Source organism: Brevundimonas sp. (assembly GCF_030656255.1).
GTDB lineage: Bacteria > Pseudomonadota > Alphaproteobacteria > Caulobacterales > Caulobacteraceae > Brevundimonas.
The window spans coordinates 1-11,407 of record NZ_JAUSOE010000064.1 but is presented as its reverse complement, the minus strand read 5'-3'; the positions used below and the strand labels follow the sequence as shown (position 1 = coordinate 11,407).

Below are 11,407 nucleotides of genomic sequence, written 5' to 3'. Positions count from 1 at the left end.
CTCGATGGAGGTGTCCAAGCCGGCTGGTCAGGTCATTGAGCTGGATCGCGTGCGTGAGTCGGTGAACAACCTGAACCTGGGCGACGTCCAGGTTCAGGGCATCGCCCGGCGCGACAACAATATCAACGACGGCTCGACCGCCATCCTGCGCTTCCAGGTGCCGGAAGGCCGCGACCAGACCCAGGTGGTCAATCAGGTCGAGAGCGCCATCAGCCAGACCGTCGGCGAGGTCCAATATTCGGGCGTCAGCGTCGTCGGCTCCAAGGTTTCGGGTGAACTGTTCACCTCGGGCCTTCTGGCCCTGGCCGTCGCCATCGGGCTGATGTTCCTCTACATCTGGTTCCGGTTCGAGCCGCAGTTCGGCTTCGGCGCCGTGATCGGCCTGTTGCACGACGTGATCCTGACCTTCGGTCTGATCGTGTTGTTCCGGCTGGAGTTCAGCCTGAACATGGTGGCCGCCATCCTGACCGTCATCGGCTATTCGATGAACGACACCGTCGTCGTCTTTGACCGCCTTCGTGAGAACCTGCGCAAGTACAAGACCATGCCGCTGCGCGAGGTCATCGACCTGTCGCTGAACGAGACCCTGTCGCGGACCATCATCACCGGCGTCACCGCCGTCATGGTGCTGGCGGCCCTGGCGGTGTTCGGGGGCGAAGCCCTGTTCGGCTTCTCCATCGCCCTGATGTTCGGGATCATCATCGGCACCTATTCGTCCATCTACGTCGGCGCGCCGATCATCCTGCTGTGGGGCGTCAAGCGCGGCGCTCTGGCCGAGGACGCCAAGCCGATCAAGCTGGGCATGGCCAGCCGGCCCTGAGACCCGAGGTCTGCGAGATCTGAGGCCCGCTTGGAAACACGCGGGCCTTTTTCTTGCGCAATGAGCCGCAGGGAGTGAGTGTGGCTTGAGTTCAGGGCGGTCGGCGATACACTAAACGCCTGTGATCGTTCTCAAGAGCGACGCGCCCTGGGGAGGGACCAGCCAATGACGAACGCCGAGTTGAGCGTGGCCTTCTTTCTGCAGATGGCCGTGATCATCGCCGCCTGCCGCGCTGTGGGCTGGGCCGCCAAGCGCTGGCTGGGCCAGCCGCAGGTGGTGGGCGAGATGATCGCCGGCGTGATCCTGGGGCCGTCGTTGTTCGGCCTTTTGGCGCCCGATCTCCAGGCGGCGCTGTTCCCCCAGGAGTCGCGATCCATCCTGTTCGTCGGCGCCCAGCTGGGGGTAGGCCTGTACATGTTCCTGGTCGGACTGGGCTTTCGACGCGACCATTTCCGGGCTCATGCGGTCAGTGCGGCGGCCGTGTCTCTGGCGGGGATGGGGGCGCCCTTTCTGGTGGCCGTGGCCATTGCGCCCTGGCTGGTGAGCCTTGGCCTGTTCGGCGAGGGGATCGTGACCTGGCAGGCTATGCTGTTCATGGGCGCGGCCATATCGATCACAGCCTTTCCCATGCTGGCGCGCATTATCCATGAGCGCGGGCTGAGCGGGACGCGGCTGGGCTCGCTCTCGCTCGCGGCCGGAGCGATCGACGACGCGGGCGCCTGGTGCGTTCTGGCCATCGTGCTGGCCAGTTTCGGCGCCGGGCCGATGGTGGCGGTCACGGCCATCGCGGGCGGTGGAGCCTTCGCCCTGTTCATGCTGACCCTGGGCCCCAAACTGCTGGCGCCCCTGGGGCGGGCGGTCGAGCGGGAAGGGCGGGTTAGTCCGACCGTGCTGGGAATCGTGCTGATCCTGTTCATGCTCAGCGCCTGGGCCATGGATGCCGTGGGCATCCATGCGGTGTTCGGCGGTTTCATCCTGGGCGTCGCCATGCCGCGCGGTCTGCTGACCCAGGAGATCAAGCGCCAGCTGGAGCCGTTCGCCGTGTTGGTGCTGCTGCCGATGTTCTTCACCTTCTCGGGACTGAACACCCAACTGACCATGGTCGATAATCTGGGCCTGATCGCCGTGACCCTGGTCATCCTGGCGGGATCGATTCTGGCCAAGGGCGGCGCCTGCTGGGCGGCGGCGCGGCTGACCGGTCAGGACAACGCCACGGCCATGGGGATCGGCGCCCTGATGAATGCACGCGGGCTGATGGAGCTGATCATCATCAACATCGGTCTGCAGCGCGGAATCATCGGCCCGGCCCTGTTCTCGATCCTGGTGCTGATGGCCATCATCACAACCTTGATGGCGTCGCCGCTGTTTGAATGGTTGTATGGCGACAAGGCGCGCGAGCGGGGTGAATTGGGGGCGTTGAATGAGCACGACGACGAGGACACGGTGCGACAGGCCCAGCCGACGACGGCCTGAAGCCATCATCACAGCTCTGGCTCTGGGACTGTCGGCGGCCGGTCCGGCTGCAGCCCAGACCGACGTGGGCAAGGACGCCTATTCCGGCCTCCACTGGTCTGTCGCGGCGCCCGAGGGCGTGTCATGGACGCTGGAGTGCCGGTTTCGGCCGGTGACGGTGTGGGTCAGCACATACGAGCGCGGGCGCTGGCTGAACGTCATGACCCAGGCAGGGCAGGGGAATGAACACGGCCGCCTGCCCGGCGACAACGGGCGCTGCACCCTGACGAAGACCGGCGGGGTGGGTGCAGTCGGGATCGCCCTGGTCAAGAACGGCGTGGCGACGGCGCAGGGCACGCGCGATCAGAGGGTTCCGGCGAAAGTGGCGGTGCTCTGAGCTGCGGCGCCGTTTCGTCAGACGGGCGAAGACCGAAGCCTTCGCCCGTCTGACAATTCAGCGCAGCGAAGCCGCGAAACGCTGGATGCGAGTGCAGGCTTCTTCCAGCACGGCGTCAGAGGTGGCGTAGCTGATGCGGAAATAGGGCGACAGGCCGAAGGCCTCGCCCTGGACCACGGCGACGCCTTCTGCGTTCAGCAGTTCGGCGGCGAAGGTGCTGTCGCCGTCGATGACCACGCCCGTCTCCGTCGTCTTGCCGATCAGGCCAGCGATGGACGGATAGACGTAGAAGGCGCCTTCGGGTGTGGCGCAGGTGAGGCCGGTCGCCTGGTTCAGCATCGAGACGACCAGGTCGCGGCGTTTCTCGAAGGCGGCCTTGCGCTCGGGAATGAAGTCCTGGGTGCCATTCAGGGCCTCGACCGCCGCCCACTGGCTGATGCTGGTAGGGTTGGAGGTGGTCTGGCTGGCGACCTTGCGCATCAGGTCGATCAGGGGCTTGGGACCGCCGGCGTAGCCGATGCGCCAGCCGGTCATGGCATAGGCCTTGGATACGCCGTTGACCGTCAGGGTGCGGTCGATCAGGTCCGGCGCGATCTGGGCGAGGGTGGTGTATTCGAAGTCGCCATAGACGAGGTGCTCGTACATGTCGTCTGTCAGCACCCAGACGTGGGGGTGGCGGCGCAGGACGTCGGCCAGGGCCAGCAGCTCCGCCTGGGTGTAGGCGGCGCCGGTGGGGTTGGACGGGCTGTTCAGGATCAGCCACTTGGTGCGGGGCGTGATGGCGGCCTCCAGCACCTCGGGACGCAGCTTGAAGCCGTCCTTCTCCTCGCCGACCACGGTGACCGGCTCGCCGCCGGCCAGCAACACCATGTCGGGGTAGGAGACCCAGTAGGGGGCGGGCACGATGACCTCGTCGCCGGGGTTCAGGGTGGCGACCAGGGCGTTGAAGATGACCGGCTTGCCACCCGGGGCGACGTGGATCTGCGACACGTCGTAGGTCAGACCGTTCTCACGGGCGAACTTGGCCACGATGGCCTTCTTCAGCTCGGGCATGCCGTCGGCGTCGGTGTACTTGGTCTCGCCGCGGTTGATCGCGTCGATGGCGGCCTGTTTGATATTCTCGGGGGTGTCGAAGTCCGGCTCTCCGGCGCCGAGGCCGATCACGTCGCGACCCTCGGCTTTAAGCTTCCGGGCCTGGGCGGTCACGGCGATGGTGGCCGAGGGCTTAACGCGGGCGAGGGCGGAAGATTGCAGGCTGGACATGGGTATCCCGTCGATCTTGGAGGTTCGTGCCGGGGAAGGCGAGGTTCCTTACGCGCCGTCGCCGTTCGGGACAATCCGCCGACGCTCGCTAATGCGCGGTCGGGGTGATAAGCGGCGCACCTGATGCGCTGGATCATCGATTTTCTATCGAACATGGAGGCGCGTCGCTGGCGCGCCGTGCTGGCGACGGCCCTGTTGCTGGGCGCCATGATCGCCCTGTTCGCCGTGGGCAAGAGCCAGATGGGGCTGGACGCCGAGGTGAGGCTGGAGGCCTGGCTGGGCGGGTTCAGGCATGGGCCTTGGGGGCTGCCGGCCGCCATAATCGTCTTTACGCTCGCGGCCTTCTTCGGCGCGCCGCAGTTCATCCTGATCGCGGCCTGCGTCGTGGCCTTCGGGCCGTGGTTCGGGTTTCTGTACAGTTGGATCGCCACAGTCGTGTCGGCTGCGGTCACCTATTGGATGGGGCGCGGGCCGACGGCGCGCCTGCTGGAACGGCACGGCGGCAAGACGGTGGGGCGGTTGACCCGGTTCGTGGGCAAGAACGCCTTCTACGCCAGTTTCATGATCCGCAACGTGCCCTCGGCCCCCTTCATCGTCGTCAATATGGCGTTCGGCGCGGCGCGGGCGTCGTTTCCCGGCTTCCTGGCCGGCTGCGCCCTGGGGGTCTTGCCCAAGACAGCCTTGGTGGCCTTCTTCGGCGGATCCTTCATGACGGCGGTCAGCGGAGACGGGATCTGGACCTCGGCCATACTGGCGGGCGTGGCCCTGGCTTGGTTGGTCCTGATGCTGGGTGTTCGTGAATGGGTGAAGCGGCGCGAAGTCGCTCGCGGCGACTGATCCCGACAAGGGGGATGCAGCATGTTTCACAGCCTGTTTCCCGCCCTCATGACGCTAACGTGAACACCCCCAAGCGCGGCTGTTCCACAGGGTTGGGGGCGAACTTGGATCCGGTGCGCGAAGGGGGTTGTATTCCCTGTTTCATACGGGCACACGAGCCAACGGTAGACGTGGCGAAGACGATCAGGAAGTTGTCCGGCAAGGGGATGCAGGGACGACGGGGCGGCGCCACTTCAACTGCGAAACTGACGCCCTCGGTCAAAGAACAACGGTATCGATTCCCATGAGCTTTTCCCTTTTCGGCGCGATCTCCAACGACATCGCGATGGACCTGGGCACCGCCAACACCCTGATCTACATGAAGGGCAAGGGCATCGTTCTGAACGAGCCTTCGGTCGTGGCCCTGCGCAATGTCGGCGGACGCAAGATCGTCCACGCCGTGGGCATCGAGGCCAAGCAGATGCTGGGCCGCACCCCGGGCCACATGGAGGCCATCCGCCCCATGCGCGACGGCGTCATCGCCGACTTCGAAGTCGCCGAAGAGATGATCAAGCACTTCATCCGCAAGGTGCATAACCGCAAGGGTTTCGTGAACCCGAAGATCATCGTCTGCGTGCCCTCGGGCGCCACGGCGGTCGAGCGGCGCGCCATCAACGACTCCTGCCTGAACGCCTCGGCGCGCCGCGTGGGCCTGATCGACGAGCCGATGGCGGCTGCGATCGGCGCCGGCCTGCCGATCCACGAACCGACCGGCTCGATGGTCGTCGACATCGGCGGCGGCACGACGGAAGTCGCCGTGCTGTCGTTGTCGGGCATCGTCTATTCGCGCTCGGTCCGCGTCGGCGGCGACAAGATGGACGACAGCATCATCAGCTATATGCGCCGCAACCATAATCTGCTGATCGGCGAGACGACCGCCGAGCGCATCAAGAAGGACATCGGCACCGCCCGTATCCCGGCCGACGGCGAAGGCCTGTCGATCGAGGTCAAGGGCCGCGACCTGATGCAGGGCGTGCCGCGCGAGGTCCGCATCTCGGAACGCCAGGCCGCCGAAGCCCTGGCCGAGCCGGTGACCCAGATCATCGAGGCCGTGAAGGTCGCGCTGGAAGCCACCCCGCCGGAACTGGCCGCCGACATCGCCGACAAGGGCATCATGCTGACGGGCGGCGGCGCCCTGCTGCGCGGCCTGGACATCGAGATCCGCGATCACACCGGCCTTCCGGTTTCGGTGGCGGACGATCCGCTGTCGTGTGTCGCCATCGGCTGCGGCCGCGTGCTGGAACATCCGCGCTGGATGAAGGGCGTACTCGACTCGGCGCTCTGATCTCCAATCTGCGGCTGGGCGAAAGCCTGGCCGCAAATCCTTTTCAGCCCTTCGTGATCGACGGTTCCATTCCGGCCCTGATTTTGCGATAGGCAAGCATGACGGCAGGGCTCGCCTGCCGATTCCAACCCCTTGTGTGGAAGGTCGCCCGTGGCGTTTCGCGACGGCCCTTTTGAAAACCTGAAAGTGCCGCTGGCCTGGACCGCCGCGGTGGTCGCAGTCGTGGCCATGGCAGGCGCGGCTCTTCTACTTGTCAGCGACCGCACGACCCCCGACGGCGGCTCCAGCTATGGCGCGGCGCGGGGGGCTGCGGCCTCGGTGACCGGGCCGGTCAGCGGCGTCTTCGCCGCGCCGGTGCGCTGGGTCGGCGCCGTCACCGATTATATCGGCGGGTACTTCTTCGCTGTTTCCGAAAACCGGCGGCTGAAGGCCGAGGTCGCCGAACTGGAGCCTTGGCGCGACCAGGCCATCGCCCTGAAAAACGTCAACGCCCGTTATGAAGCCATGCTGGGCCTGCGGACCGAGCCGGCCGTGCCCATGGTGACGGCGCGCGCCATTTCGGATGCGCGCGGACCCTTCAATCGCGCCAAGCTGGTGGATGTCGGCGCGTCAAAAGGCGTGCGGATCGGCAATCCGGTCATCAATGAGCATGGTCTGATCGGCCGCGTCACCGGCGTCACCGGCGGCGTCAGCCGGATGGTGCTGCTGACGGACGTGGCGTCCCGCACTCCGGTCCTGGTGGATCGCACCGACGCCCGCGCCCTGCTGACCGGCGACGGCAGCGACAACCCCCGGCTGGAGTTCGTGCGCGGCGTCGGTTCGGTGCAGGCGGGCGACCGGATCCTGAGCTCCGGCGATGGCGGCGGCCTGCCGCGCGGCATTCCCATCGGCGTGGCGGCCAAAGGGATCGACGGCAGCTGGCGCGTGAAACTGTTCAGCGATCGTGGCGCCATCGACTATGTGCGGGTTCTGCTGTTCCAGGACTTCGGCCAACTGATCGATCCGAACGCGCTCAATGCGCCGCCTCTGGCCGGTTTGACGACGGCGCCACCGCCGAACGCTGAGCAGGCGGGCGCCATAGGCGACGCGGCGGCACGCCGGCAGGCGGCTGCGGAGGCCCAAGCGGCACGGGCGCGCGCCGCCGCCGCCGCGCCGCCGACTGCGACAACGCCGATGCCCCAAGCGCGTCCGACCCAAACCCGTCCGGTGCAACCCCGACCCGCCGCCGAAGCGCCGGCGGCGACCGTATCTCCCCAACCGACGGCCGCTCAGGCGCCGGAGGGCGCGACGTGAGACGTCCGGTCGCGGTCCGCGTCGTCGGACCTCTGCAATGGATCGTCTATCCGGCCCTGGCGGCGATCGCCGCCACCCTCATCTTCGCGACGCCCGTGCAACTGTTCGGTCTGATGCTGCCCGAGCCTGTCTTCCCGATGGTGCTGGCCTTCGCCTGGCCGCTGATCCGTCCGTCGATGACGGCGCCGGCGGTGTTGTTCGCGCTCGGTCTGTTTCTGGACCTGTTCTGGAACGGACCTCTGGGCCTTTGGGCCCTGTGCCTGATGGGCGTCTATGTCGTGATCCTGTTGTCCCGCAATCTTCTGGCCGGGCATGAGGGCGTGATCCGCTTTGCTTGGTATATGGCCTGCACCCTGGCCGCCTTCCTGGTCGCCTATGTGATCGTGGCGGTGCGGGCGGGCAATCCGCCGGCGATCCTGGCCCTGATCGGCCAGATTCTGCCGACCCTGATCCTGTATCCAATCGCCGACTGGATGCTGGAGCGGTTCGACGACGGGGATATCCGGTTCCGATGAGCGGCGAACCCTCGATCTTCTTTTCCGACGTCAACGAGCGGCAGGGGTCCTTCCTGCGCCGCACCTTCGTGTTCGGCGGCCTGACGGCCCTGGGCGTCACGGCCCTGGTGGGGCGGCTGGCCCAGCTTCAGGTCGTTCAGGCCCAGGAATATGCGACCCTGTCGTCGCAGAACCAGTTCAATTTCCGTCTGGTCCCACCGCCGCGCGGCCTGATCAAGGATCGCAACGGCGTGGTCATCGCCGGCAACCGGCCCAGCTTCCGGGTGCTGGTGATCCGTGACGAGACCAAGGACTTGGATCAGACGCTGGATCTGTTGGGTCGTTTGCTGCCCGATACCCTGGAGCGGCGACGGGCGATCATCCGCGACGTCAACGCCTCGCCCAAGTTCAATCCCGTTCCGGTCAAGAGCGACCTGACCTGGGAAGAATTCGCCAAGGTCAACCAGTACGCCAACGAACTGCCCGGCGTCATGGCCGACATGAACGAGGCTCGTTACTACCCGTTCGGGGGCGCCTTCGCCCATGTCATCGGCTATGTCGCCAAGGTGTCGGATCGCGACGTCAAGGCGATCCGCGACAAGGGCGAGACGGTGCCGCCGCTGCTGTTCAACCCCGGTTTCCGTATCGGACGCCAAGGCGTCGAAAAGGCGCTGGACGAATCCTTGCGCGGCGAGCCCGGCGGCAACCGCGTTGAAGTGGACGCTCGGGGTCGCGTAGTAGCCGAGGATATCGGCGGTTCACGCACCGCCGTGCCGGGCAAGGAGGTCGTTCTCACTCTGGACGCCGATGTCCAGAACCGGGCGCTGGAAGTGTTCGGTGAAGAGTCAGGCGGTTGCGTGGTGATGGACGTCCGCAACGGCGACATCCTCTGCATGGTGTCCGCGCCCTCATTCGACCCCAACCTGTTTGTTGGCGGCATTCCCTCCAACGTCTACAGCGCCCTTCGCGATTACGAGCGCAAGCCGCTGCTCGACAAGGCCATCGGCGGCGTCTTCCACCCCGGATCGACATTCAAGCTCACGACATCGCTGGCCTTGCTGGAGGCAGGGGTCGATCCAGAAGAGCGGGTGGTCTGCACCGGCGGCTATCGCTTTGGGTCACGGACGTTCCGCTGCTGGAAGCCCGGCGGCCACGGCCCGATGAACATGCATGACGCGATCAAGACGTCGTGCGATGTCTATTTTTATCACATGTGCAATCGAGCCGGCGTCGACAAGATTCAAGAGGTCGGCAAGAAGATCGGCTTCATGCAGACCTATGACATCGGAGTCGGCAACCAGAAGGCCGGATCGATCCCCAGTCGGGCCTGGAAGGCAAACTACAACAAGAACAATCCGAACCCTGATTCTCGCACATGGTATCCAGGCGAGACCTTGTCGGTTGCGATCGGGCAGGGCGACGTGAACGTCACAGCTCTGCAACTCGCTGTGACGACTGCGCGCTTCGCCAACGCCCGAAAGGCGATCATGCCGCGTCTGATCAAGTCGGTGGGCGGGGTGGACCAGCCCAGCGGCGCCGCGGTGCCCGATTTGCCTTTCCCACCCGAACACCTTGAAATCGTTCGTCAGGGCATGGTGGCGGTGGCCAATGACGTCGGGGGCGGCGCCTATCGCCAGAGCCAGCTAGGGCTTGGCGACATCAAGATGGCCGGCAAGACGGGTACGGCGCAGGTGCGCAACTACGGGACCGGCTCGCGCAAGAGCGCGGATGTGACCTGGGCGCTGAAGGACCACAACCTATTTGTGGCGTTCGCGCCTGTGGACGAGCCACGCTACGCTATCGCCGTCATCATTGAGCACGGCGGCTTGGCCGGATCGACCGCCGCCGCTCCCCGGGCGCGCGAGATCATGCGCACGGTGTTGCTAAAGGATCCGGACATGGTGGCGCGGATGACTCGGCCGCCGCCGCCGGAGCCGACAGCCTCGGCGGAAACAGCGGAACTGGAAGGCGCTGCGCCGCCCGAGCCGGATGTCGTGGGGGCTGAGACGACACGTCGCACGCGTCAGACGCCGCCCGTCACCACGGGTCCACGTCCCTATCTATCCGAGCCGCGCTGATGACCGCCTCCGCCCTGTCCCGTCCCGGCGAACGCGAGCGCGTTTCGACCAAGATCAGCCAGATCGACTGGCGTCTGCTGGCTCTGATCTGCGTGGTGTCCGGCACCGGCGCACTGATGCTCTATTCCGTGGGTGGGGGCTCCTGGTCGCCGTGGGCGGCGAAGCACCTGATCCGGTTCGGCATGTGCGTGGCCCTGATGCTGGCCCTGTCCATGGTCAATATCCGCTTCTGGTTCGGCCTGGCCTATCCCGTCTATGGGGTGGCCCTGCTGATGCTGGCCCTGATCGAGGTGCCGGGTCTGGGCTATACGGCCATGGGCGCGACGCGCTGGCTGAACCTGGGCGTAACCCGTATTCAGCCGTCCGAGATCATGAAGATCGGCGTCGTTCTGGCCCTGGCTCGCTGGTATCACGGGGCCTCGGCCAAGGAGGCCAGCTTCCATTGGAAGCTGATTTTCCCCATCGGCATCATCGGCCTGCCCTTCCTGTTGGTGGCGCACCAGCCGGACCTGGGCTCGGCTATGCTGATCGGCCTGACCGGCGCGGCCATCATGTTCATGGCGGGGTTGAGCTGGAAGATCATCGCCGCCGTGGGCGCGGCGGCCGTGGCGCTGGTTCCGCCCTATGTGATGTTCGGCATGCACGAGTATCAACGCCACCGGGTGCTGACCTTCCTGAACCCCGAGGCTGATCCGTCGGGCACCGGCTACCACATCATGCAGTCCAAGATCGCCCTGGGGTCGGGCGGGTTGCTGGGCAAGGGGTTTGGTCTCGGCAGTCAGAGCCAGCTGGAGTTCCTGCCCGAGAAGCACACTGACTTTATCTTTGCGGCGGTGTCCGAGGAATTCGGCTTTGTCGGCTCCTTCACCATCCTGGCCTGTTATGCGGCGATCATCCTGATCTCGCTACGTATAGCCTCTTTGTCCCATAGCCATTTCGGGCGGCTGGCGGCGGCGGGGGTCACGGCGACCTTCGCCATGTATGTGCTGATCAACGGCGCCATGGTCATGGGGCTGGCGCCGGTCGTGGGGGTGCCCATGCCGCTGCTGTCCTATGGCGGCACCGTGATGCTGACGGTGATGATCGGCTTCGGCCTGGTGATGGCGACCCGCGTCCACCGTTACGCCGAACTGCCCAAGGGGCATGGCCTCATCTAGGGGGCTGATCCTAAGCTTTCGCGCCGATGGAAGCCTGGCTTCTGGACAGACGCCGCCCGCCTGTGGTCGTGTCTGTCGATGAATTCCAAGACCGGCCAAGGCCGTAACCACACCATGGGCGACATCGCGCGCCTGGCCGGCGTTTCGCCGATGACCGTGTCGCGTGTCGTCAACGGCGACGCCCGCGTGCGCGAGGCGACGCGGACCCGGGTCGAGGCCATTATCCGCGAGACTGGTTATGTGCCTGATCCGGCCGCACGGATCCTGGCCCGAGCGGGGGGCGGGCGCATCG

At 66.0% G+C, this 11,407-nt stretch carries 11 protein-coding genes; 10 read left to right on the top strand and 1 reads right to left on the bottom strand.

What is annotated here, in order from left to right:
* The 3 genes from secF to Q7J26_RS07060 form a co-directional block, all read left to right on the top strand.
* Window positions 1-820 (top strand): protein translocase subunit SecF (gene secF, locus Q7J26_RS07070; RefSeq protein WP_304935783.1); only part of this gene is annotated, 820 nt, incomplete at its 5' end.
* A gap of 165 nt (window positions 821-985) precedes the next feature.
* Window positions 986-2,293: a cation:proton antiporter gene (locus Q7J26_RS07065; protein ID WP_304935782.1), complete on the top strand. Its 1,308-nt coding sequence runs from the start codon at window positions 986-988 to the stop codon at window positions 2,291-2,293.
* A complete protein-coding gene (locus Q7J26_RS07060) occupies window positions 2,241-2,669 on the top strand; it encodes a hypothetical protein (protein ID WP_304935781.1) in 429 nt (142 codons plus the stop codon). The genes Q7J26_RS07065 and Q7J26_RS07060 overlap by 53 nt, the downstream gene beginning before the upstream one ends.
* A 57-nt stretch (window positions 2,670-2,726) precedes the next feature.
* Here Q7J26_RS07060 and Q7J26_RS07055 read toward each other — a convergent pair whose 3' ends face one another.
* Entirely contained in the window at window positions 2,727-3,932 is a 1,206-nt protein-coding gene (locus tag Q7J26_RS07055) for a pyridoxal phosphate-dependent aminotransferase (protein WP_304935780.1), read from the bottom strand.
* A 123-nt stretch (window positions 3,933-4,055) separates the two neighbouring features.
* On the opposite strand from Q7J26_RS07055, the gene Q7J26_RS07050 reads away from it, so the two are divergent.
* The 7 genes from Q7J26_RS07050 to Q7J26_RS07020 all read left to right on the top strand — a co-directional run.
* Complete coding sequence (locus tag Q7J26_RS07050) at window positions 4,056-4,769, top strand: TVP38/TMEM64 family protein (RefSeq protein WP_304935779.1); 714 nt, start codon at window positions 4,056-4,058, stop codon at window positions 4,767-4,769.
* Window positions 4,770-5,052: 283 nt separating this feature from the next.
* Entirely contained in the window at window positions 5,053-6,093 is a 1,041-nt protein-coding gene (locus Q7J26_RS07045) for a rod shape-determining protein (protein WP_008260883.1), read from the top strand.
* A 150-nt stretch (window positions 6,094-6,243) separates the two neighbouring features.
* Entirely contained in the window at window positions 6,244-7,386 is a 1,143-nt protein-coding gene (mreC, locus tag Q7J26_RS07040) for a rod shape-determining protein MreC (protein ID WP_304935778.1), read from the top strand.
* The gene (locus Q7J26_RS07035; protein WP_304935777.1) at window positions 7,383-7,901 is read left to right on the top strand and encodes a hypothetical protein; all 519 of its coding nucleotides are present in this window, start codon (window positions 7,383-7,385) and stop codon (window positions 7,899-7,901) included. The genes mreC and Q7J26_RS07035 overlap by 4 nt, the downstream gene beginning before the upstream one ends.
* Complete coding sequence (gene mrdA, locus Q7J26_RS07030; RefSeq protein WP_304935776.1) at window positions 7,898-9,958, top strand: penicillin-binding protein 2; 2,061 nt, start codon at window positions 7,898-7,900, stop codon at window positions 9,956-9,958. The genes Q7J26_RS07035 and mrdA overlap by 4 nt, the downstream gene beginning before the upstream one ends.
* Window positions 9,958-11,115, top strand: coding sequence for a rod shape-determining protein RodA (gene rodA / locus Q7J26_RS07025; protein ID WP_304935775.1), 1,158 nt, complete (start codon window positions 9,958-9,960; stop codon window positions 11,113-11,115). The genes mrdA and rodA overlap by 1 nt, the downstream gene beginning before the upstream one ends.
* Before the next feature lie 78 nt (window positions 11,116-11,193).
* The coding region (locus Q7J26_RS07020; protein WP_304935774.1) for a LacI family DNA-binding transcriptional regulator at window positions 11,194-11,407 on the top strand (214 nt) is incomplete at its 3' end.

Bases quoted from the DNA above. Each gene is read 5' to 3' on its own strand.
- Q7J26_RS07065 (WP_304935782.1), top strand. From the start codon at position 986: ATGACGAACGCCGAGTTGAGCGTGGCCTTCTTTCTGCAGATGGCCGTG.
- Q7J26_RS07060 (WP_304935781.1), top strand. From the start codon at position 2,241: ATGAGCACGACGACGAGGACACGGTGCGACAGGCCCAGCCGACGACGG.
- Q7J26_RS07055 (WP_304935780.1), bottom strand. From the start codon at position 3,932: ATGTCCAGCCTGCAATCTTCCGCCCTCGCCCGCGTTAAGCCCTCGGCC.
- Q7J26_RS07050 (WP_304935779.1), top strand. From the start codon at position 4,056: ATGCGCTGGATCATCGATTTTCTATCGAACATGGAGGCGCGTCGCTGG.
- Q7J26_RS07045 (WP_008260883.1), top strand. From the start codon at position 5,053: ATGAGCTTTTCCCTTTTCGGCGCGATCTCCAACGACATCGCGATGGAC.
- mrdA (WP_304935776.1), top strand. From the start codon at position 7,898: ATGAGCGGCGAACCCTCGATCTTCTTTTCCGACGTCAACGAGCGGCAG.
- rodA (WP_304935775.1), top strand. From the start codon at position 9,958: ATGACCGCCTCCGCCCTGTCCCGTCCCGGCGAACGCGAGCGCGTTTCG.